Origin of the sequence: Pallidibacillus pasinlerensis (assembly GCF_009996845.1) — a bacterium.
Lineage (GTDB): Bacteria > Bacillota > Bacilli > Bacillales > Caldibacillaceae > Pallidibacillus > Pallidibacillus pasinlerensis.
This window is the reverse complement of record NZ_JAACYS010000021.1, coordinates 1-24389: the sequence shown is the minus strand read 5'-3', so window position 1 is coordinate 24389 and position 24389 is coordinate 1. Positions and strand designations below refer to the sequence as shown.

General features: G+C 34.1%; 21 protein-coding genes and 2 pseudogenes. 15 read left to right on the top strand and 8 right to left on the bottom strand.

Annotated elements, in window-relative coordinates; genetic code table 11:
* The first annotated feature begins 183 nt into the window (after positions 1-183).
* The 10 genes and pseudogenes from GW534_RS06465 (at position 184) to GW534_RS06420 (ending at position 10862) form a co-directional block, all read left to right on the top strand.
* Complete coding sequence (locus GW534_RS06465) at positions 184-2565, top strand: polyprenyl synthetase family protein (protein WP_161920240.1); 2382 nt, start codon at positions 184-186, stop codon at positions 2563-2565.
* A gap of 158 nt (positions 2566-2723) precedes the next feature.
* Positions 2724-4220 (top strand): methyl-accepting chemotaxis protein, encoded by a 1497-nt coding sequence (locus GW534_RS06460; RefSeq protein WP_161920239.1) that lies wholly within the window; start codon positions 2724-2726, stop codon positions 4218-4220.
* A gap of 84 nt (positions 4221-4304) precedes the next feature.
* Positions 4305-4439: a catalase gene (locus tag GW534_RS06455; protein WP_161920238.1), complete on the top strand. Its 135-nt coding sequence runs from the start codon at positions 4305-4307 to the stop codon at positions 4437-4439.
* Positions 4381-4726 (top strand): annotated as a pseudogene (locus GW534_RS06450) (catalase); the annotation flags it as partial. The gene GW534_RS06455 and the pseudogene GW534_RS06450, both read left to right, overlap by 59 nt.
* 625 nt (positions 4727-5351) lie before the next feature.
* A complete protein-coding gene (locus GW534_RS06445) occupies positions 5352-6104 on the top strand; it encodes a TVP38/TMEM64 family protein (RefSeq protein WP_246203985.1) in 753 nt (250 codons plus the stop codon).
* Entirely contained in the window at positions 6097-7131 is a 1035-nt protein-coding gene (locus GW534_RS06440) for a glycosyltransferase family 4 protein (protein WP_246203983.1), read from the top strand. The genes GW534_RS06445 and GW534_RS06440 overlap by 8 nt, the downstream gene beginning before the upstream one ends.
* 199 nt (positions 7132-7330) lie before the next feature.
* Positions 7331-8575, top strand: a complete 1245-nt coding sequence (locus GW534_RS06435; RefSeq protein ID WP_161920237.1) for a methyl-accepting chemotaxis protein — start codon at positions 7331-7333, stop codon at positions 8573-8575.
* A 190-nt stretch (positions 8576-8765) separates the two neighbouring features.
* Positions 8766-9326: a methylated-DNA--[protein]-cysteine S-methyltransferase gene (locus GW534_RS06430; protein WP_161920236.1), complete on the top strand. Its 561-nt coding sequence runs from the start codon at positions 8766-8768 to the stop codon at positions 9324-9326.
* The gene (locus GW534_RS06425) at positions 9298-9936 is read left to right on the top strand and encodes an endonuclease III domain-containing protein (RefSeq protein ID WP_161920235.1); all 639 of its coding nucleotides are present in this window, start codon (positions 9298-9300) and stop codon (positions 9934-9936) included. The genes GW534_RS06430 and GW534_RS06425 overlap by 29 nt, the downstream gene beginning before the upstream one ends.
* Positions 9937-10022: 86 nt before the next feature.
* Positions 10023-10862, top strand: a complete 840-nt coding sequence (locus GW534_RS06420; protein ID WP_161920234.1) for an alpha/beta fold hydrolase — start codon at positions 10023-10025, stop codon at positions 10860-10862.
* 71 nt (positions 10863-10933) lie between these two features.
* On the opposite strand, the gene nadE is transcribed toward GW534_RS06420, so the two are convergent.
* From nadE to GW534_RS06395, 5 genes are all read right to left on the bottom strand, one after another.
* Entirely contained in the window at positions 10934-11752 is an 819-nt protein-coding gene (nadE, locus tag GW534_RS06415) for an ammonia-dependent NAD(+) synthetase (protein WP_161920233.1), read from the bottom strand.
* Positions 11752-12378, bottom strand: coding sequence for a nicotinate (nicotinamide) nucleotide adenylyltransferase (gene nadD, locus GW534_RS06410; protein WP_161920232.1), 627 nt, complete (start codon positions 12376-12378; stop codon positions 11752-11754). The genes nadE and nadD overlap by 1 nt, the downstream gene beginning before the upstream one ends.
* Positions 12379-12446: 68 nt before the next feature.
* Entirely contained in the window at positions 12447-13916 is a 1470-nt protein-coding gene (locus GW534_RS06405; RefSeq protein WP_161920231.1) for a nicotinate phosphoribosyltransferase, read from the bottom strand.
* Between the two features lie 83 nt (positions 13917-13999).
* Positions 14000-14545: a cysteine hydrolase family protein gene (locus GW534_RS06400; protein WP_161920230.1), complete on the bottom strand. Its 546-nt coding sequence runs from the start codon at positions 14543-14545 to the stop codon at positions 14000-14002.
* Between the two features lie 295 nt (positions 14546-14840).
* Positions 14841-17927, bottom strand: a complete 3087-nt coding sequence (locus tag GW534_RS06395; protein ID WP_161920229.1) for an efflux RND transporter permease subunit — start codon at positions 17925-17927, stop codon at positions 14841-14843.
* Between the two features lie 95 nt (positions 17928-18022).
* On the opposite strand from GW534_RS06395, the gene GW534_RS06390 reads away from it, so the two are divergent.
* Positions 18023-18862 carry a TetR/AcrR family transcriptional regulator gene (locus GW534_RS06390; RefSeq protein ID WP_161920228.1) on the top strand — a complete coding sequence of 280 codons (840 nt, stop codon included), beginning with the start codon at positions 18023-18025 and terminating at the stop codon, positions 18860-18862.
* 279 nt (positions 18863-19141) lie between these two features.
* The gene (locus tag GW534_RS06385; protein WP_161920227.1) at positions 19142-19606 is read left to right on the top strand and encodes a sensor histidine kinase; all 465 of its coding nucleotides are present in this window, start codon (positions 19142-19144) and stop codon (positions 19604-19606) included.
* A gap of 28 nt (positions 19607-19634) precedes the next feature.
* Here the strand turns inward: GW534_RS06385 and GW534_RS06380 are convergent, their stop codons facing one another.
* Positions 19635-20171, bottom strand: a complete 537-nt coding sequence (locus GW534_RS06380) for a ribonuclease H-like YkuK family protein (RefSeq protein ID WP_161920226.1) — start codon at positions 20169-20171, stop codon at positions 19635-19637.
* Between the two features lie 188 nt (positions 20172-20359).
* The gene (locus GW534_RS06375; RefSeq protein WP_161920225.1) at positions 20360-21031 is read right to left on the bottom strand and encodes a Dph6-related ATP pyrophosphatase; all 672 of its coding nucleotides are present in this window, start codon (positions 21029-21031) and stop codon (positions 20360-20362) included.
* Positions 21032-21222: 191 nt separating this feature from the next.
* Between GW534_RS06375 and GW534_RS16900 the strand changes: the two genes are divergently transcribed.
* Positions 21223-21444 carry a hypothetical protein gene (locus GW534_RS16900; protein ID WP_407670447.1) on the top strand — a complete coding sequence of 74 codons (222 nt, stop codon included), beginning with the start codon at positions 21223-21225 and terminating at the stop codon, positions 21442-21444.
* Positions 21435-22118, top strand: a pseudogene (locus GW534_RS06370) (MATE family efflux transporter); the annotation flags it as partial. The gene GW534_RS16900 and the pseudogene GW534_RS06370, both read left to right, overlap by 10 nt.
* A gap of 102 nt (positions 22119-22220) precedes the next feature.
* Here the strand turns inward: GW534_RS06370 and GW534_RS06365 are convergent.
* Positions 22221-23090, bottom strand: coding sequence for a LysR family transcriptional regulator (locus GW534_RS06365; RefSeq protein WP_161920224.1), 870 nt, complete (start codon positions 23088-23090; stop codon positions 22221-22223).
* A 134-nt stretch (positions 23091-23224) separates the two neighbouring features.
* Here GW534_RS06365 and GW534_RS06360 point away from each other — a divergent pair, with 134 nt between their 5' ends.
* Positions 23225-24181, top strand: a complete 957-nt coding sequence (locus tag GW534_RS06360) for a DMT family transporter (protein ID WP_161920223.1) — start codon at positions 23225-23227, stop codon at positions 24179-24181.
* Positions 24182-24389: the final 208 nt, after the last annotated feature.

The following is a 24389-nucleotide window of genomic DNA, read 5'->3' as shown; positions in this document are numbered from 1 at the left end:
AAATATTCTTAATATAAAAACATACAATTTAAATTTATAATAAATAAATTCATGTACAATAGATATATATAGATAATAAGCAAAACTAGAGGAATTTTAACGGTGTTACATAAATTTTTTTACATAAATGTAGCACGATAAGTTTGATAAAAATTTTTCATGAACGGATGAGGTATATATTTTATGAATGAATTAATATTAAGAAAACCGGAAGAAACATATCAATCAGCAGAAAAACAAGCGAAAGTTTATTTTCAAGATTTGATAAAGCAATATGAAGAAAAAACTTATATTAAACAGTTGACGAGTGATTTTCAAATTTGGAAAAAGGACCATGTATTAGGACCCGTCGGTGCATTTTTTTCTAAAATAGAAATTCCACAGCAAAAACAACATCGGCAATACATTAAATGGCTTATTAAAACCGAGCGTTTGGAACAGTATTTGTATCGCAGTGTTTCTTATATTTTTATGAGAGATTTAGGTAAGACGTTAGATGACAAAAAAACGCAGAAACGAATTAAGGAAATTGTAGAAAATTTAAAGGAAGATTTGCATACAGAAGTGAATCACTCAGGCAAGAAAAGCGAACAATTGGACCAAACTTTTGATTGGGCACGAATTTATCGTGACGCTAAAAAAGAAGATACGGAATTAGCAACGATTTGGTTAATTGAAAAACTGCAAAAAGTTGCAAGAGCAATTCCAGATGGGATGGACCGGGAAGAAGCGAAGCGAAAACTAATCAAAATTGTTGGTGGCGTTGTAATGCAAGAACGGGAAGAGATGCCGGTTGGTATTTCAAAAGAAGAGCAGAGTAAACGACTAACTCGAGCGATTAAGTTAGGTTATGCGTATGGTATTACGTATCCTTATATTGATGATTTGTTAGATTCTAAAATATTATCTGAAGCTGAGCAAAATCGCTTTAGTCATTTAATTCGAACAACATTAATTACAGGTACTGCGCCAGAATTAGGAGTATGGACAGGTGAAAATAAAAAATTCATTGAAGAAGTTTATACTGAATTACGCAAGGCTTTTGAATTAATCAAACAAAATCAACGTTCAGAAACAAAACAAAAATTTTATGAACAAGCTTATATTTTCTTTCATTCTCAAGAAGTCGATCGGAAAAAAACATTGGATAATTCAAATTACACGAATGAGGACCTCTTTATACCAATCATTTTAAAATCATCTTCATCAAGACTCATAGTGCGCACCATCTTAAGTGCCCCTGAAGATCCTGGCTTTGATAATAGAACTTTTTATTACGGCATTTATAACCAATTGGCGGATGACTTCACCGATTTATTTAAGGATTTAGAAAATGGTGCGGTCACTCCTTTTACGTACTATTATAAATATTATAAAAAACGTACTGATTTAATAAACCCATTTGAATTATATTGGACAGTAATTGCTTATTTAATCCATAATGTGTATTCCTCTAATGGAGATGTACGAGAAGTAATATTAAATCGGGCAGTAAATAGTTTAAAACGTCTTAAATCCCGATTAGGCGATGATAACTATGAAAAAGTGATGAATATATTTGCCGTAAATGATGCTTCTTTCAACGAGTTAATTCAAATAATGGTAAATAAGGCTACGGATGTAGATTTTTATGATAAATTACTCCGAGACCGTATGATTACGATTTTAAAAAATGAAGAACAAGCAAGAAAGAATTTCTCGGAAACAGTGAAAACAGTTCGTACAAAGATAAATAAAAATTTATTAATTCAAAATGAACATAATCTCCCTAATGAATCGATTATTGATGCGGCTAATTACAGTTTAGAAGGTGATGGGAAAAGGTTACGCCCAATTATGACATGGGTGATGGGGGTAAAAGAATACGGATTAAATGAATCCGAGATTTTTCCATTACTGAAATCTTTAGAGTACATGCATACAGCATCATTAATTTTTGATGATCTTCCAACACAAGATAATGCGAAAACACGTCGTGGTAGACCGACACTTCATGAAACTTACAATACGGCAATAGCCGAATTAACGGGATTATATATGACACAAAAAGCGGTAGAGGAACAAACAAAGCTTACGAAGTTCGATGAACGTGTTGTACTAAATCTTATTCAATATTCTTCGCAAATAATCCAAAAAATGTGCATTGGTCAAGCGATGGATTTAACTGCAAAGGGAAAAAGATTAAACCTAGAAGAGTTAAATAGGATGTGTCTTTATAAAACAGGAATTGGTTTTGAAGCATCCCTTGTTATGCCTGCAATTCTAGCGCGTGTTGAAGACAAGGAAATCGAGTTATTAAAACAATTCGCAAAATATGCAGGAATCGCCTTTCAAATAAAGGATGATTTGCTTGATGTTGAAGGTTATCAAAGTTTACTAGGAAAACCAATGGGACTCGATAAGGAAAACGATAGTTCCACTTTCGTTACAGTTTTAGGTAAAGAAAATGCGAAAAAAGCGATGTGGGAACATTATTGTCTAGCATATGATGCTTTGCAAAAACTGCAATTAAACACTCCTTTTTTAAAGCAATTATTAAATTACTTTGTACTTCGTAATTATTAATTATTGAAATTAGGCTGATCAATATAACGGTCAGCCTTTAAATTTGTATAGTAAAAGGTGTTTGGGATTATTTTTTATTTAAAAAATGATACAATATTCATAATAATCACTCTCGTGAGGGTGAAAGTCATTGCAAATGGTATAAAGGAGGGGGACCAATGAGTGAAATAGAAAAAATAAAATTAGCTGATTTAAAAAGAAAAAATAATTTAATTATAAAAGCTTTATTTTCTTGTGTGATATTGGCCACGATTGTTGATGTTATTTTACAAAAAGAATTACCTCTAATTCTTTCCATCGTCATTGGTGGTGGAATCGGCCTCAGTATTATTTATTTCATGCATAAATATAATAAGGGAATCGAATATATCCCATATATAGCAATGCTAGATCTTGCTATTGTTTTATTTATTATTATGGAAAACAGCGTGTCGCCAACTACATACTTTTTACTTTATGTGTTGATTGCAGCATCAGCAATTTATATGGAAGTAAAAATATTGGTGTTGGCATCAGCATTAGGATTTTTAACCATGTTACTCTTTACCTTTTTACATCATGATGTCTTATCATTAGCGGTTGGGCAATATGGCACCATATACCTAATCTATGGGCTAGTTAGTGTATTATTAGGGTTTCAATTAGCGATATCTCGCAAAATGTCTAAAGATGTCATCGGTTTACAAGAAAAAACTGAACAATTACTCAATGAGAATAAGAAAATGGGTTTGGCTATTGCGGAAAGTACGCAAAATTTATCAAATTTAATTAATGTCGTTCAAGAAAAGAGTAATGAGAACTTTGAATCAGCGAAAGAGATTAACCGATCTGTTAATGAAATTTCCGCTGGGATTCAGGTTCAATCAGATTCAATTTCCGAAATTACCGCCTCATTGAGCGAAACTAATCAAGTGATCCATAAAACGAATGAACTTGCCCAGTGGCTACAACAGGAAGCAGGAAATGCAGAAAAAACGACACAGGTTGGGGAACAATCTATATCTAAATTAAGTGAAGAATTACATGAAACTTATAATCAGATGGGACAAGTTAATTCTCGAATAAAATCTTTAGCCCGTATTATTAATGACACATCAAACTTTGCTAAAGTTGTCGAAGATATTGCTGCAAAAACAAATATGCTTGCTTTAAATGCAACTATTGAAGCAGCAAGAGCAGGAGAGGCAGGAAAGGGTTTTGCTGTTGTGGCAGAGGAAGTTAGAAAACTAGCTGATACAACGAGCCAAACAACAGCCCAAATTCATGAAAATTTAAGTCATTTAATTAGTGAAACAGAAGATACGGTAATGGTTGTAGAAAATGCTAGTGGGAAAATTACAGCTCTTTTAAACCTTTCACAGCATACGAAAAATGCATTTCATGAAATACAATCCAATTTCTATGATCTGAACGATAACATTGTGTCCTATTCAAAATTTACGAAGGATATTTTAGAAACGTCAAATGCTATTGAACAATCCATTAATGAGTTTAGTGCTGTAATTGAACAGGCAAGTGCATCGTTAGAAGAAATTGCCTCTGTTGTGAATATGCAAGAAATACAAAATAGTCAATTACTACAATCCACTGATGAAGCCAGTCAATCTGTCGCTTCGTTACTCGATCAACAAAAGCAGATACAAAAGGATTCGTAACTTTCTTTAGTTCAATTGTATCTTTAGTTTCCAATAAACTATTCCAGTAACGAATAATCAGAAGTTGGAAATCGCGGTCCTGCAATGCTGGAGAACTATGACTCTATTGAAAAAATAAGTCACTTTGACCGGGAAAAGGTTCCAGAACGGATTGTACATGCCCGAGGAGCAGTTTCCATGGCTGCCTGTTGGGAAACTTGTGTTAAACAAAAATCCTGAAAACTACTTTAATGAAATGGAACAAGTAGCTTTTGGAACAAGTGTCCTATTGATGGACTCGACTTTTCCGATGATAAAATGTTACAAGGACGAACCTTCTCATATTCAGATACACAAAGATTGGTGCAAACTATTTACAGTTACCAATTAATGCCGCTAAAAAAAGGGTGGCAACCAATCAAGAAGGCGGACAGATGCGCTATTATAATGATAAAGCTCTTGGACAAAACATACATGTCAACTATGGACCATCAACAATGGGAGGGTTAAAGGAAGCGGATCAAGAATACGGTAGACGGTTAAGAAAAGGATTGGCACAGAAAAAACAAGAAGCTGTGGACTATTCCGCTGAGTTTGGAGAAGAAATGCGTCCACTAGGTGTTCAAGAAGCAAGGAAAACGGTAAAGGAAATAATCGAACAGGCAAGGAATTCCGAATCATACTGATAATAAAAATTTTTATATAGATAAACGCGATAATGTCGTTCATCAAATGATGAGCGACATTTTTTTAACAATTACATTTTTTTAACAATTACATATTTTTAACAGTAAAATGTAAGGTTATTTGTTCACAATATATTAATGACATCCCCCTTTTATATAAGAAAAACTGGAAGAATTTTAATCATAATTTATCTGAAAAGCGATACTAAAAGGGAAAAATTTACAGTAAATTTAAAGTATATAGGTTGAAAAGCAATAATTAAAATTCATACTACAGTTATATATGTAAATACAGTTTTTTACGGTTTGATAACTTTACCATTCTTTTCAAATTTATTCACACAAAATTAGTTGATAAAGGTATAATACTATTGAGTTATTTTTAAATTAAATGTCTTGCGCATGTTTCGAAAATTGTCAAGTATAATAGAATCACTGAAAAATAGTTTTACGCTACAATGGAATTATGAATGATAAAGAGGTGTATTTCTTTTTGAATGAAAAAGCGAAACACAAGGGTGAAATGGTAACAGAGGAATTAAAAAGCAAACTCGCTTGTATTACGGAAAGTAATTATAAAAAGTTTATCCCAAAAAAACAAAAGAAAAAAATCATTGTTAATGAACTAGTCCGTCGTCGAATAAAAATATTAATGAATGTGTTAACGATTTTTAGTATTATTGGCTGTATCCTTTTCATTATTTATGGATTACGCACTGGTATTTTTACTTCGGAAGTTGCATTAAAGGAATTCTTAATGCCATTTGGAGTATGGGCTCCAGTAGTTTTTATTGTCTTTCAAGCAATACAAGTCGTTTTTCCTATATTACCAGGTGGAATTGGTTTACTTGGCGGTGTTTTACTTTTTGGTCCTGTTGGAGGATTTATTCTAAATTATATAGGAATATGCCTCGGATCAATTGCTGCATTTGCAATTGCTAAACAGTGCGGACATAAAGTTATCCAATTGTTTTTTAGTAAAAAAATGCAAGATAAGTATATGAAATGGATAGCTAGTAAAAAATTTGATACTTTGTTTACTATTGCCATTTTTGCACCGGTCGCACCGGATGATTTTCTTTGTTACTTAGCCGGAACGACGAAAATGACTTATTTAAAGTTTACAAGTATAATTTTATTAGGAAAACCGTTAGCAATTGCAATTTATACGTTCGGACTCGATTGGAGTTTCAATCAGTTTATTGAATGGTTTGTATAAAAGAAAGGAAATGTATATGGGTTCATCAGAAGACAAGAGTCAGAAAATATTGTTATACTCAGGGATGTTAAAGCTTGTAAATAAAAGTGGTGTCGGGCAAGCGGTTCGCCACCAAAAACAAGCATTAGAACAGGCTGGCGTACCGTTTACCATGGATAAAAAAGATGATTATGATGTTGTCCATATTAATACAATTTTTCCTGACTCTTTTATTATGAGTAAATGTGCAAAACGTAAAGGGAAAAAAGTCGTGTATCACGCACATTCCACAATGGAAGACTTCCGCAATTCGTTTATTGGTTCTAATCTATTTGCTCCGTTATTTAAACGTTGGATTACCCATTGTTATAATAGTGGCGATGTAATTATTACACCGACAGAATACTCGAAAGACTTATTAAAAAGTTATGGTCTTAAACCTCCCATTGTTAGCCTTTCAAATGGAATCGATACGGAATTTTTTAAAAAGACAACGGAGGCCAGAGAACGGTTTCGAAAAAAATATAATTTATCTGATGATAAAAAGGTGATAATTTCCGTTGGTCATTATATTAAAAGAAAAGGGATACTGGATTTTATTGAATTGGCTAAACGAATGCCAGAGTATGAATTTTTTTGGTTCGGTTATACGAATTTAAATATGATTCAACCGAAAATACGCAAAGCTATAACAAAAGCTCCAGCAAATCTTCATTTTCCTGGATATGTTAATCGCAGTGAAATTAGGGATGCGTATTGTGGTAGTGATCTTTTCTTATTTTTAACGTATGAAGAAACGGAAGGGATTGTCCTATTAGAAGCTCTTGCAGCAAAGATTCCTGTTTTAGTTCGAGATATTCCAATTTATTCTAAATTGAAAGATGGAGAAGTTGTGTATAAAGCTAATCGTCTTGAAGATTTCCATAGAAAAATTGTAAAAATAATCAAAGGTGATTTACCAGATATTACGGAAAATGGATATAAGATTGCAAAAGAACGAGATTTAAAAGTTATTGGTAAACGGTTAAAGGAAATCTATCAATACTAGTCCTTGCTTAAAAAGGTATTCATTGTTGGCTACAATGGTACCTTTGTTTTATTTAAAACAATAATTTTTTAAAAATTTTCACAAATAATAGGCCAACAGTACTAAATAACTGCTAAAATTTGCCGATTATAAATATAAGAGAACTTATTTTTAGAAAAAGATTGTTTATAATTTCACATTAAATTGAGGGGAGATTGCTATGAATCGTAGTATAAAAATGAAAATGCTTTCGATGCAATTGACTATTATCATTATGTTTACGTTGTTAAATATTTTTAATATATTTTATGATTCAATCCTTATTAATCTTGCTGTTACAGCAATAATTGGTATCACAGGTCTTATTTTAGCATATACACTTTCAAATAATTTCGCTAAACGAATCGAAAAAGTTACCCAACGAATGATTGAATTGGAAAAAGCAGATTTATCTCATCCTCCTTTAGAAGTAAAAGATGTAGATGAGATTGGTGTCATGACAAAATCCCTTAATGAATCAATGAACAATTTAAAGGATTTAATTAAAAAGGCAAATCAAGTTTCGACAGATGTAACGACTTATACGAAAGATTTAGCCCATGCTGCAAATGAGGTTAAAGCAGGATCTGAACAAGTAGCAACAACAATGCAAGAGTTATCAAGTGGAGCGGAAAATCAAGCAACTAAAGCAAGTGATTTGTCTGCCATTGCGGATACTTTTACGAAAAGAATGTTAGATGCAGGGAAACAAAGTGAAGATGTTCAACAACATTCTCTTACAGTCCTTGAATTGACGAACCAAGGACATGAACTAATGGAAGGTTCAAAAAATCAAATGGAGAACATTGATAAAATTGTCCGAGATGTTGTGGAGAAAGTTCAAGGTTTAGAACATAGCGCGAAAAAAATCTCCAATCTTGTTGTCGTCATTCGAGATATATCTGAACAAACAAATTTACTTGCATTAAATGCTGCTATTGAGGCAGCTCGAGCAGGAGAACATGGAAAAGGATTTGCTGTCGTTGCGGAGGAAGTTCGCAAATTAGCTGAAGGTGTGGGATCTTCTGTAACGGATATTCAAGAAATCGTAAAAGATATTCAAAGTGAAACGAATATTGTTACGAACTCTTTAGAAAATGGCTATATGGAAGTTCAACAAGGAACGAAACAAATTCAGAAAACCGGCGAAACTTTTGAAACAATCAAAAATGCAGTGACAACGATGGCAGAACGTATCGATATTGTTTCTAGAAACCTTGCGGAAATGGTTGATGAAAGTAGAGAAATGAACCGGGCAATTGAAGAAATAACAGCAATAACCGAAGAATCTGCTGCAGGTATTGAAGAAACAACAGCAGCAACTGAAGAAGCAAGCAGCTCTATGGACCAAATTGCGTTAGGAACTGAAAAAGTTGTTTCTACCGTATCTGAACTTCAACAAGTAATTGGTAGATTTAAAATTTAGTTTAATATTTTTTGACTTTCAATTTATTTTGATTATCTTATACCCAAGGATGTTTGGAATTAAGTGCATCCTTGGGTTTTTTATATGCAGTAGAACTAGGCTATGTACAGGAACTACTGTAAGTTTGTTTATATATATTGACTAAGTATAATACAATTAGAATAAAAAATTGAGAATAGGTGGCTAAACCATGAGCGGGAAAAATAAACAAATTGTCTATTATTCAAAGCTAATTTGTGAAGACTGGAATATTTACTTAGCGGCAACAGAAAAAGGATTATGTTTTGTCGGTTCGCAAAATGAAACCATTACTGAGGTTGAGGATTGGGTAAATAAAAAAATACCGAATGCGGTGTTAAAAGAAGATAAAATTAAACTTTTCAATTACGTTGAACAATTTACAGAATATTTTTTAGGAAAACGACAAACATTTAATTTTTCTATTGATTTGTATGGTACACCATTTCAAAAGTCTGTCTGGATGCAACTCCAAAACATCCCCTATGGTGAAATATGTTCTTATTCCGATATTGCAAAAAAACTAAACAAACCATCGGCCGTTCGGGCAGTCGGTTCCGCAATTGGTGCAAATCCTGTTATGATTGTTGTCCCTTGTCATCGTGTGTTGAGTAAATCTGGCAAATTAACGGGCTTTCGCGGAGGATTAACGATGAAAAAAAGGCTTCTTGATTTAGAACAAAGTGCTAAAGTGGAGGGAGGAAATGACATCAATTTATCCATTAATATTTGATAAGTTATATACCTATTATGGACCGCAATACTGGTGGCCCGCTGATACTACATTTGAAATGATGATTGGAGCAATACTTGTTCAGAATACAAATTGGCATAATGTTGAGAAGGCTTTAACCCGTTTACGTCCATTTTTACAACCTAATCAATTGGAAAGATTAGAAACGGATGAGTTAGCCCAATTAATTCGACCGAGTGGGTTTTATAATGTGAAAGCAAAACGGATTAAAGCGTTTATGCAATGGTTTAAAAAATACGATTATAAGATAGAAAAAGTTAATCAATTAGATTTAAAAACGTTGCGGCGAGAATTATTGGGTATTTACGGAATCGGGAAAGAAACTGCGGATTGTATGTTAGTTTATGCCTTTGAGAAACCAATTTTTATCGTTGATCAATATTGTAGAAGGCTGTTTTACCGAATTGGTCTCGATATGCCTAAAGATTATGATGCTTTTCGAAAGCTAGTAGAAAGTGAGCTACCTAATAATCTACAAATATATAACGAATTTCATGCGCTAATTGTTGAGCATGGAAAAGTCCATTGTCGAAAAAATCCGAGATGTGAAGCATGTCCGTTAATTCGTATTTGTAATCAACGAATTTAGCGCATGAATTGAAAACTATATGAAATCAATAGATATTCAATTTACAGAATAATGTTATAATTGAAGTGTGAGGAAGGGGAGAGATTATGTGGGAGCAAAATCTAATTGAAACTTCCCGTGGTGTCTTTGAATATTTTAAAAAGGGAAGCGGTGAACCATTATGTGTGACCCATCATTACAGTGAATTCAATGAGAAGGGTAATACACTAGCAGCACCTTTTACGGAATATTACACAGTCTATCTAGTAAATTTACGTGGATGCGGTCAATCGGTTAAAGCGGAACATGAGTGGCAATTCACAATGGAAGAGACAGTAAAGGATTTAGAAGCAATCCGGGAAGCTTTAGGATATGAAAAATGGGCTTTTGCGGGAAACTCAACGGGTGGCATGCTTGCGCTTAAATATGCCATCATGGCTGAAGAACATTTAACGAAGATTATTGCTGGTGGTTTAAGTGCATCGAATGAATATATGAACCATCCAGATAGTATTTACTGTAAAGACAATCCAAATAATGCTCGCGTTTTAGAAATATTAAAATTACTTGAAGATCCTAATACACCGAAAGAGAAAAGGCAAGCTTTAGGTCGTGAATGGGGAATGATGTCTGTTTATAATAAGGACCGCTATGATGAATTTATGAATAGACCAAATAGCGGTAGAACAGTAGGACCTCGTCTAAATTATTTTGCTTATAAAGAAGTAAATGATTTTGATTTACGTCCAGATTTACATAAAGTTCGTATCCCTGCATTTATATTTAGTGGGTTACATGACGCCCAATGTCCACATGTCTTTTCGAAGGAAGTTGCTGATTTAATGCCTAATGCCACATTAACAACGTTTAATTATAGTAATCATTTTCCGTTTGTGGAAGAAGAGGAAGCGTTCAAGGAATTTGTGAAAAAGACTGTTAATCATTAAATGATGTATGTTCATACACTAAAAAGGCAATCCATTTTCCTATATGGATTGCCTCGCTGTACTGCAACAAATTATTTCCACCATTCATCATAAGGATTTGCAGGAACATGCCTTTTATGTTCGGAACGAGTATACAAGCCTTCTAGTCGTTTAGCTGCTTCGGTTGAAATTGTTTTACCTTCTAAATAATCATCAATTTCATCATAACTGATACCAAGTTCTGTTTCATCAGCCTGACCAGGTTTGTTATCTAAAAGATCAGCAGTAGGTTCTTTCAAGTAAAGTCGTTCATCAGCCCCTAGTTCGATTAAAAGAGCACGTCCTTGTCTTTTATTTAGCCCAGTTAATGGTGTAACATCAGCACCACCGTCACCATATTTTGTAAAGAAGCCAGTGACTGCTTCGGCAGCATGGTCTGTACCGATAACAAGTAAGCCATGCATCCCGCCTAGTGCATATTGAACAACCATTCGTAACCGAGCTTTCACGTTACCTTTTTGATAGTCGGATATTGCTTGACCGTCAGCATCTTCATAAGTCTCAGCGAAAGTATCGACAGCTGACTTAATATTAAAGGTTTTAACTTGATCTGGCTTAATAAATTCGATTGCGAGTTGCGCGTCGTCTTCATCTTGTTGTGTGCCATAAGGGAGTCGAACGGCGATAAATGTAGCGTCTATTCCCTCATCTCGTAGTTCTTCAACTGCAAGTTGAGCAAGTCTTCCTGCTAAAGTAGAATCTTGGCCACCACTAATTCCTAATACGAATCCTTTAGCACCTGTTTTCTTTAAATAATCTTTCAAAAAATCAATCCGTAATCTAATTTCTTCTTTCGGATCAATTATTGGTTTGACATGTAAAGCTTTTATAATTTCTTGTTGTAGACTCATTATTTCCTCTCCTTTTGATACAGGGAATTCGTTATACAATAATTATAACAGCTTTCAGGGAGTAAATAACGTGGTTCGCCACCTAATGCAAATTCTTCACGGATATAACTTGAGCTAATCTCCATTGCTAAACCTTTATCAATTAAATGAAATGTATTTCCATTATCGTTATTTCTTAAAATCGGGGATTTAGAAATAGCTTTTAACATGTCAATCCCATCTCTTGCCATGATAATAAACTTATTTTCTCTAATTAAAGTTTCCGCATTTCCCCATTTTCCTTCGCCAATATCTACTAATAAATCCGCACCCATTATAAAATAAATTTCGTCGTTCGGGTATTTTTCTTTAAAATAGTTCAGTGTTTCGTAAGTCGTTATTTTCCATGGGTCTTGTTTCATTTCATAGTCATCAGCGATAAACTTCTCATTATCTTGAATAGCCATTTGAACCATATTCCAACGGTGATAATCTTCAGTATAAATTTTTTTATCTTTTCGTCTGCTTGAACTTGGCAGAAAAATGACTCGATCTAATTTACAACGATGGGCAACTGTACTTGCTGTCCATAAATGGACATACGTGATTGGATCAAAGGAAGAACCGTAGATTCCTATTTTGGCCATATTATTTCCCCCGATGTGTTTTACACATTTGCTGCTGTAATTAATGGTGGATGAAATTCCTCGTATTTTTATTTATTACTTAATTCAGAAGCCACTTTCTTTTTTATTTCCTCAATTTTGGACATTTTATTATCCCAACAAGCTTGACTTAAATCTACAGGATATTCTTCTGGATGAAGGGTACGTTTATATTCATCCCAAAGTAAATCAAGGTTTTCCTGTGCGAAGTTTTTAATTTCATTAAGAGGAGGCAACTCATATACGAGCTTTCCGTTTTCAAAAATCGTATAATGTAATTCTCTTGCTTCAAAATTTGTTACAAATTTACTAACATACGTATGAACCGGATGGAACATCTTTAACGGTTCTTCATCTTGTGGGTTTTCAAAGTCTAACGCGATATAATCACCTTCAGATTTTTTATTATCTTTATTGATGATGCGATAAACCCGTTTTAAACCTGGGGTTGTCACTTTTTCTGGATTGGCACTAATTTTGATTGTATCTTTCATTACCCCGTTTTCATCTTCAATAGCGACAATTTTATATACAGCACCTAAGGCCGGTTGTTCGTATGCGGTAATGAGTTTTGTACCAACTCCCCAAATGTCAATTTGTGCCCCTTGAGTTTTTAAGTTCATAATCGTATATTCATCAAGATCACTTGATGCTGAAATTTTTGTTTCTGTAAAACCTGCCTCATCTAACATTTTTCGAGCCTGTTTAGATAAATATGCTAAGTCACCACTATCGATACGGATTCCTACGAAGTTTATTTTATCTCCCATTTCCTTCGCAACTCTTATTGCATTCGGTACTCCAGAACGAAGCACATCATACGTATCTACAAGAAAAACGCAATCTCTGTGGCTTTCAGCGTATTTTTTAAAAGCAGTATACTCATCTTGATATGCTTGAACCATTGAGTGGGCATGGGTTCCTGCTATCGGAATGCCAAACATTTTTCCTGCACGGACATTGGAAGTGGCATCAAATCCGCCAATATAAGCTGCCCGTGTTCCCCAAATAGCAGCATCCATTTCTTGTGCCCGTCTCGAACCGAACTCTAATGCTGCTTCATCACCGACAATATATTTGATGCGTGCAGCCTTTGTTGCGATTAGGGTTTGAAAGTTGATGATATTTAAAATCGGAGTTTCGATCAGCTGTGCTTCCGCAATTGGTGCTTCAATACGAAGGAGAGGTTCGTTTGGGAATACTAATTCTCCTTCGCGCATTCCTTTGATAGTACCTGTGAAGCGAATATTTTTTAGGTAATTTAAATAATCTTTCTCATATCCTTGTTCACTTAAATACGCCAAATCGGTATCGGAGAAACGGAAATTTTCAAGGAAACGGATGACCTTTTCTAAACCTGCAAAAATGGCATATCCGTTACCAAAGGGGAGTTTTCGAAAATATACTTCAAAAACCGCTTTTCGATTATGAAAGTTATCACGCCAATATGTTTCTACCATATTAATTTGGTATAAGTCAGTGTGTAACGATAAACTATCATCATTGTATAAGTGGTTCATTTGGTGCACCTCCGTAGGTGAAATAAACAAACTGTGAAAAGATAAACATGTACGCTTAATTAAAAATTTGAATTCGCTTTAAATTAAACGACTTTAGCACCAAGTGTTTCTGCAAAGTGTTGTAGTGCCCACTCATGACCTGTTTGATTAAAGCTAGCCACTCCATTTTTATGGACAACTACTTTGAATCCCCGATTATAAGCATCAACTGCTGTGTGTAGAATACAAATATCTGTACAAACACCGACGAGATGAATTTCTGTAATTCCACGTTCCCGTAGTTTTATTTCTAAATCTGTTCCAGCGAAAGCAGAATATCTTGTTTTATCCATCCAATATACATTTGGATTATCTTTATTATTTTCCCAAACGTTCTGTAACTCACCGTATAAAAGTCTGCCGTCAGTACCCTCTATATTATGTGGAGGGAAAAGTTTCGTCTCTGGATGGAGATTATCATTTTCTTTATGCATATCAATGGCGAATACTACATAGTCGTTATTATCGATAAACTCCTTTGTTAAACGAACAATTTCCCCTTCAAGAACTTGCCCTGGTTTCCCACAAGTTAGAGCACCGTCTTCAGCAACAAAGTCATTTGTGTAGTCGATATTAATTAATGCTTTCATTGTTCATTATTCCCCCTTAATATTATTTTACAAAAAATATTTACAAAAGTTTATGACAATAGCTAGTGTAGAATAGGATGAAACTTTTTGTTTTTACATAGAACAAATTGAATGTGAAAGATTGAACTTCAATTTCATCAGTTGTGACAACTAGCTATACGTTTATCATAGTAAAGGTTAGAAAAATTCGCAATTGTTTAGATGTTAAAGATGAAATAATGTATTGCACAAATCCCATAACGAAATAAAGTAAAAAAAAGAAGGGACTTCCGTGTAGGAAATCCCTCTTTCTAAATTAATCTTCCACGATTTCTTTTCGATTTTTCTTAAATAGTTTAGATAAACTTTCATAAACAATAGGTACAATGAACAGAGTTAAGATTGTAGAAGAAACTAGACCACCGATTACGGTAACACCTAAGCTCTTCGACATAAACGTTCCAGTCGCACCTGTTGTTTCAAATAATAGCGGGATTAACGCACCAACTGTTGCGATCGCAGTCATTAGAATTGGACGTAAACGTGTACTTCCAGCTTCTAAAATAGCCTCACGCATCTCCATACCGGAACGTTCCATTCGTATGATTCGGTCTACTAATACAATCGCATTTGTTACAACAATACCAATTAACATGAGCATTCCCATTAATACCATGACGGAAATGGTTTCTCCGGCAATCCATAAGCCGACAATTGCTCCAATAACTGTAAATGGTAAAGAGAACAAGATTGTAAATGGTGCAAGACCTTCACCGAACGTAACTACTAGAATGAAGTAGACAATTAATACAGCAGCAATCATTGCTACTCCAAGCTGAGTAAAGGCTTCTTCCATATCGGCCGTTACACCTGCATCATCAAACTCTACACCTTTAGGAAGCTCAAGATCAGCCAGCCTTTTATCCACATCTACTGCTGCTTTGGAAACATCTTCTCCGACAATGTTTCCAGATACAGTTGCGTAGAATCTTCCTTTACTACGGTCTAAGTGACTTGGTACAGAACCTTCTTCTACTTTGACGATATCACCTAAGCGAACGAAGTCACCTGTCATCGTAGGTACCATTTGATCAAGCATTTCATCGAAGGTTGATGGCATTTCTTGGTCATGTGTGATGACAACATTAATGTCATCCCCGTCTTTTTCAACGGTTGTTAACACTTCTTCTGAACGAATAGGGTTTAACATCATTAAAATTTGACCCGTCGTTAAACCGTACTGTAATAATGTTTTTTGTTCAACACGGAGTGAATATTCTTCATATGCTTCATCAAAACTTGATGAAACGTCTTCTAAATATTTACTTTCAGCCATAACTGCTTCAATTTCATTAGCAGCAGCTTCTAAGTCATCTAAATCTTCGCTGTATACGTAATAGCTTAATTCATTACTTGCGATACCAGTCATAAAGTTTTGGCTTTGCCATTTACCAGTATGGTTTATGTTTTCAAGATAGCCTTCTATTTCTCTTTTCACATCTGGGAAATCTTTCGTTTCCTCATCAAAAACAACAAACATTAATGAGCCGCCACCGCCCATCATTGCCGCTTCAGCACTCGTGTTGTCTGTAATAGAAAATTGGACAGCTATCACATCGTCACGGGCAAGCATTTTTTCTTCTACTTCCGTAACATTCTCCAATGTTTGCTCTTCAGTTTCACCAGGTTTTGGAGTGTATGTAATATACATTACTTTTTGTTCATCACTACCTAAGAAACTAAAACCAACGAGTGGAGTTAACATTAAACTTCCGACTAACGCAGCAATCGCTACGAGTGATGTAATAATTTTATGATTTAATGTCCAGCGTAATGCTTTTTTATAAATACCAGCAAGAGCAAGACTACTTGGCTTTTTCACCTTTTTCTCTCTTACACTTTCATCATACAATTGCTTTTTAAACATCGAGTGTGATAGAGATGGAACGATTGAAATCGCTACAATTAAGGATGCACCAAGGGCTAGCGCCATTGTTAAAGCAAATGGTAAGAACAACTCACCAATCATACCACCGACAAATAGTAATGGAGCAAATACGGCAACGGTTACTATTGTAGAAGATAGTATCGGCAGGAACATTTCAATAGTAGCTTCACGTATTAACGCACGTCCCCGTAATTTTTCACCTTTTAAGTGTAATCTTCGATAAATATTTTCAACAACAACAATCGAGTCGTCAATTACCCGCCCAATCGAGATCGTAATCGCACCTAGCGTCATAATATTTAGAGTCATATCTAAATAATCTAAGATGAGTAAGGCGGTTAAAATCGAAACTGGGATGGAGATGATGGAAATAATTGTTGATCTAACGTCCCGTAGGAATAGTAAAATAATTAATACGGCAATTCCGCCACCAAATAACGCTTTACTTACCATTTGTGATACGGAGTTTTCGATCGGTTCACCTTGGTCAAACGTATAATCGACATTTAAACCAGCATATTTATCTTCATAATCTTTCATTAAATCTTTTACAGCATTAACAACTTCAACTGTATTTGCTTCTTGGCCTTTTATGATTTGAATCGTTATGGAATCTTCACCATTTGTACGGGAGATTGATTCTACTTTTCCGACCAATTCAATTGTGGCAAGGTCTCCTAATTTAACAAATGGTAATGGTTGATTTTCCGTCGGTGTAACAGGGATTAACATTTCTTTTAAATCTTCAGCTGTCGTAAATTTCCCATCTACACGAACGGCTTGTTCACCATCTTCAAATTCAAATAAACCAAGGGATACATCTAAATCGGTTGCTTGAACAATATCTTTAACATCTTGTTCTGTTAATTCATATTGAGCTAATTTTGCTTCGTCAAAGGTAAGTTCGACTTCTTCAATATGTTGCCCTGTTGTTGTAGCTGAAGCGACACCTTCAATTTGTTCAATTTTCGGAACGATTATATCTTCAACGGTAGAAGTTAATTCCACGATGTCTTCTTCAGTACTACTAATACTTAAAACGAGAACCGGCATCATATTCATGCTAATTTTCGTAATCATGGGATCTTGAACATCATCAGGCAAAGTTATTAGTTCGAGGGCATTTTCTACTTCCCGTTTAGCAAAATCAATATTTTGCTCATAATCATACTCGATTTGAATCGATGACATACTTGAGTAAGAGTTGGAATAAACGGCATTTACCCCTTCTAAACTTTCTACTGCCTTTTCAAGCGGCATCGAAACTTCTTCCATAACTTGTTCCGGCGTTGCACCTGGATAAACGGTATTAATGATTAAATATGGTACAGATACATCAGGAATTGATTCCATCTTCATTTTTGAACCGGAATAAATTCCTGTAAATACAACTATAAAAGTTAGTAGCCACACGGCTAATTTATTTCTTATAACAAAGTTAACTAATGATTTCACTCTACACCTACCCTTTCTTGACAAATCTAGTAACAAACCCTATAATAAATGACTAATCGGTCAGTGTCAACACATAATAAAGCGAGGAATAAATAGTGGATAGAAAACAATTAATTATGGAAAAAGCCATTGAATTATTTGCTGCTAGAGGTTTTGATGCAACATCAGTTCAGCAAATAACAGATCATTGTGGAATATCCAAAGGTGCCTTTTATTTATCCTTTAAATCGAAGGATGAACTTATTAATGAAATTATTGATTACTTTATGAAGCGATTCACAACTGGTGTTGACCGTGTAGTCAAGGAATCGACAGAACCAGAAAGAAAGCTTTTTAATTTATACTTATATCTTTTTACTGAGTTTCAACGACACTCAGATTTTGCAAATATGTTTGTCAAAGACCGGCTCCATACTTTGAATGAAGATTTGTTAATAAAGATTCATCGTTATGATCAATTAATGAATCACTCTATTCTTCATTTGTTAAGAGAATGCTATGGAACTAAAATTGAAAAAACAAAGTATGAACTATTATATAATATTAAAGGTTTACTAGATATTTATTCCCATATAATATTCACTTATCATATGCCAATAGATGCGAATCATTTGGCGGATGTGCTAGTTGAACGGACACACCTTTTAGCCAATTACTCGCAAAAGGTCTTTATAAATGAAGTAATGTTTAGAAATTTTAATGAGAAAATGAATTTCGAAATTAAAAATGTACAACAATCAATTGATTCAGAAATTAAATACTTACTTGATATACTTACTAACCCTTTGGAAGTCGAATCTGTTGAGATTTTAAATAAAGAGTTACAAAAGTCTAAACCAAGTCATGCAATAATCAAGGGCATGTTAGAAAATATTAAATCTAATGATCAATGTCATTGGCTCATATACTTAGTTCAATCCCATCTCGAAATGTGAAATTGACGGGGGCATTATTCCGAACCTGTCAAAAACAATCATGATAATTATATCGAAGTAAAAATTAGATTAGTATGATTAAATGTGAAATAATTGTAAATTTTACAAAAAAGAGAAAAGTGTTAAATCAACCTTCTTTACATTGGTAAGAGGTAGATTTAACACTTTTTTATTTCTAATTATTTTTAATATCTTAATTTTATTTTTCGAAAAATTTAAATAAATATATTGACAGTAAAGAATTATCTGAATGATATGAAAACTGAGAGGTGATTCAGGTTGTCAATCGGTCAGTTCTTAGGTATGCGTTGGGTATTTTGGGAAGAAGAAGATGTGCCAGAGGAAGTTTTTGAATCGGCCATGTCATTAATCTTTAATGGATTAAAAACCTTTTTGTATGAACCTTATAATATATTCCTTGGTTTATATACGTGTAATTTCATTGGCTGGTATATTAATCATAAAAAATTCAAAATAGCATATGTCATCGTAATTATCGTATTGATAGAACTGGCTTTCTTTGTTATAAAAATAGGGTTTATAGCAAATAGCTTGTTACTAGTACTTATGCTCGTGATGCCAATAGCTATCCGGTCCATGAATCGAAATATGGAACTAGAAGCCAAGTTACAGGAGGCAAACCAAAAGATTGATGCCTTAGTGAAACGAGAAGAACGTCTACGGATTTCTAGAGATTTACATGATACATTAGGTCACACATCGATTTATTACACTCGAACTTAAGTATTGTGGACGTTAAAGTAACAGTCATTTATTTTGTATAACGGTTTGCATAACAACTAGCGACAAAGGCATCGGGTTTAATTTTTGGTTCCACACCAATCGATTCGATTCGCGCAACCATTTCATTAACAAATATTCTCGTTTTATTCCGCCTGCCAGAGCCAATATCAATATGCCCTTCAATTGTAAAACTTGCACCTTTATATATATGGGGTAGTACAATTCCAATCAATTGGTCCTTTCTTTCTTCAGTAAACATTGAGACAACTTCTTCCGTCAAAGTCGTTTCATAAGAAATTCGTTCATGAAGATTGTTCATTTTTCGCGGAACGATGACCTTACGTATACAAGCCCAAGCTCCTTTTGTTTCACACTGAATCACAATACCTGTAATAAACTTCGTATAGCTATGATGTACTTGTGAGTCAGTGCCAAACATAAGTTTAAAACTCCCGATTGGGTCCTTTTTCATAAACTTTACAATGTAATCAAACACTTGTTCAAAGGTCATGTTTTTTTGGCTTAAATTTTGAAAAGTATAATCATAAACAGTAAATTTACTCATTTGTCCCCTTCCTTTATAATCAGGTTAATATAGTATATTCCCTTAATATCAGTATAGTTAAACGAATATCATATCATTCGTTAAAAAAGTGTAAAAAAATAATAAAAGGGGCATTTAATGTTTAGTTTTAAATCAATAATGTAAAGAATTAAAGGAGTGTTAAGTCAAAAAAGTTAGTTATCTAGAAATTAACTATTCTTTAAAAAATAGTCGCAATAGGCAAAGTGATTCCATTTCGTTGATTTTTTCCCTTTTTGTAAAGAAATAGGTTGTTTGAATAAAGGACAATTATAAACAAAAGTATGATATTCCCCATGTTCCCCACATATATCAATCGAGTCCGGTAGATTTGAGAAAAATGATTCATCAAGATTTTTTCCTAAAAATGCTTGTGATAATGCGTTTGTATCAATGCATACAGTAACTGCTTGAAAACCTTCGTTTAAAAACTGTTTAATTAGATCTTTCTGGGATTTGTTCCAAAGTGGGAAAGCGGCTTTCATACCAATTTGTGATAGTTGTTTTTCACGATACTGACGAATCTCCTCTACAAATAAATCTCCAAAAATTACTGTGTCAACTCCTTGATTTAAAAAGCGAGACAGAGTTTTTTTCATTCGTTTTTCATACAACTCGTTACCGGCTTCGGTTGGTAAGTACACATATTCGATAGGGAGCTTTAACATTGTTGCTTGTGCATCGAGTAATTCTTTACGAACCCCGTGCATACTAACCCTTTTGTCCTCTTCTGTAAGAGTGGTTAAAAGAGCGACAATCTCATATTCTTGCCTTTTTTTAATTGCATTAAGGGCTAGTGCTGCGTCTTTCCCACCACTCCAAGATAGGAGCGCTTTTTTCATTAAGACCACTTCCATTTGAATTATTTTTTAATTGTTCTATAATAATAGAATACATTAATTTACGAATTGTTTGTATAATTGCACGAATATCCATTACCGGCGAGTAGGTAGAATGTGGTTATTTTTGGCTGAATATTTCGGAATCCTAAGTAATTTATAAAAATATAAAAGAAGTGAGTAGATGCATTGAATTGAGTAAAATAATTATGAATGTGAAAAAAAGAGCAAACTTTTGGTTAGGGAAATATTTGTCTGGTGATTCAATTCATTTTAAAGAGGTAATATCGATTATCATTCCGATTTTAGTCGATCAAGCTTTCCTAATTTTAATGATTTTATTTAATACCGCCATGATTAGTTCATCTGGTACTGAAGCTGTCAGTGCTGTTAATATGGTTGATTCATTAAGGTAAAAAATGCACTTCATCTCGACTTTTCTATTTTGAAGAAAGTAATGTTTATTGGCATTCCATTTGCTGCGGAACAACTATTTTTTAATGGTGGAAAGTTATTGACGCAAACATTTATCGTACAATTGGGAACCCTTGCTTTAACGGTAAATGCGATTGCAGGGTCTATCACATTAGTATTCCAAATAGGCTCAAATGCTTTAGCAATAGCCATTGTTACCATTGTCGGTCAATGTATTGGTAGAAGAAATATAAGGGATGCCAGGAAATTTACAAAGTCATTTTTAGGGCTGTCGTCCATATTTTTTATTGTAACATCGTTATTGATATTACCTACATTTCCTTTATTGATGAAGATGTTCAGTGCACCAGAAGAAATTATTGGCACAATTTTTATTATCACGGTTCTTTGTGCGATTTTCCAACCGATTTTATGGGCTATTAGTTTTATATTGCCATCGGCATTACGAGCAGCTGGAGATTCAAAATTTACATCGATTGTTTCCATGTTGTCGATGTGGTTGTTCCGAGTAGTACTTGGTTATGTGCTTGGAATTACATTAGGCTTTGGGATTATCGGTGTATGGGTAGCTATGATTGCTGAATGGGCAGTCCGAGGCTTAGTATTTATTATCAGGTTCCGTGGAGATAAATGGTATGCACATAAGTTAGTATAAAATGGAGTTATCCAAAGACTGTGGGTAATTGACAAGTTTTCACAGTTGATAGTTTGAAAAAAACAGGTGTGGAAAATTAATTCTGCCCATACCTGTTTTACGCTATCGTTCAATTATTACACTTTTATTCAGTTCAATTGTTTCAATAAACTTCTCCATTGTTGAAGTTAAGTACGTATCAGCCCTTCTAATGAACACGGTTTTGATTTTGCTATATTGATCAGGTAATGTATGACATTTTATAAGATTACTTGACTCCCAGTTTACGACAGCTGATTTGGGAACGAAAGTAACTCCTAATCCCATCGCAACGCTACGTAGAATCGTTTCCAACGTACCAAATTCCATTACTTTGTGTGGTGTGATGTTTTTGTCTCGATACCAACTTTCAAGTCTAGCACGGTAACCGCATCCTTTACTAAAACAAAGCACCGGCTCATTGGATAATTCTTTTAAAGTGTATATTTGCTTATCAGAAATTAACACAAGCTCGTCTTCGAATACTTCATGGGCGATAATATCTGGATGAAAATCGGTTTCTGAAACAAAGGCACCGTCTAATTTATGATTTAATACATCTTTTTCTAACGACTCAGTAACGCCGGTATATAAAGATAAATCGACTTTCGTATACTTTTTAATATAGCTCGTTAATATTTTAGGTAAGTGGTATACCGTTTCAACGGTGCCGATATCTAGTTTTCCTGATGGTTCTTTTTTACTTTGTACTGCCTTTTTCATTTCATCTGTTAATAATAGTATTTCTTTACTATATTTTAATAGTTTTTTTCCTTCGGGAGTTAGTGTCATCCCTCGACGATGTCGGTTGAATAGCACCGTATTCAGTTCTTCTTCTAGTTTATGTATACGTGCAGTAACATTTGACTGAACATAGTTCAATACTTTTGCAGCTTCTGTGATCGTACCTTTTTCAGCGACAGTTTGAAAAATCTCTAAGTCTTTTAATTCCACGTAACTCCCCTCCTATCCACAAATTTTATGATATCAAAAAAAGTGATAGAATTCATCATTTATATTCATTTTACAAGATGTATATAAAAGATAGAATAAAGGTAGTTTACAACATGTGGATAGGGGGAAGGGTATTGAAAAACAGTGTGTTGTTAGGGGCATTTTTATGTTTCATTGCAGCTGTTTCGTGGGGAGCGATGTTTCCAGTCGCGCATTCTGCATTCGAATATATTGATCCATTTTATTTTACAATTTTCCGTTATGGTGCAGTTACGATTATTTTAGTTGTTTTACTTTTATGGAGGGAAGGGGTTCAAGCCTTCCGCTTTGAAGGTAAAGGCTTAAAGTTATGGTTTTTCGGAACGATGGCTTTTACGGTTTATAATTTATTTATTTTTTGGGGGCAAGACTTATTAGGGGAACCAGGTATTATGGCAGCATCGATAATGGAGTCACTTATGCCAATGATATCTATTGTTATTGCCTGGATAATTTTTAGACAAAGTCCATATCGTTTCACATTATTATGTGTACTTGTCGCCTTTATCGGTGCTTTGCTTGTAATCACAAAAGGAGATATTAAAGCATTTTTCAGCGCGACAGAAGATATTATTCCGACCTTGCTCATTTTACTTGCGGTAATTGGCTGGGTTATTTATACTATGGGAGGCAGTCAATTTAAAGGTTGGTCAACATTAAGATATTCAACGATAACTTGTTTGCTCGGAACGGTAACGGCAATCATCATTACAATTGGTACAACATTGTTCGGCTATACAGCTGTTCCAACGGTTGAAGAAGTTAAAACTGTTACGCCGCATTTATTATTTATGATTATTTTCCCAGGGCTAATTGCACTATTAGGATGGAACTTTGGGGTAAGTATATTATCATCCTTAAATGGATTACTATTTATTAATTTTGTTCCAGTAACAACATTAAGTATTTCAATTTTCCAAGGTACACAAGTAACAATTTATGATGTACTAGGCACAATTTTAATTATTGCGTCATTACTATCTAATAATATATTTTTAAGAATTCGTCAGAAGAAAGCAGTAAACGAAAAGATGGAAACGAAAATTGCATAAAAAGTCATCAAACCCGTCCCTTGAACATGGGGACGGGTTCAGTGTTCTAATATAATATTTGATTAAAAAGCTTGCTTGATTGGACAAGTACAGGTTCAGTAAGGTATTCTAGTATATAAAAACGACGAAGAGGAATGCACTATCATCATTTAATAACTATTAAATTAAAAATCTTTCAATTCACACTTTACCAATCGGATTTATTGTA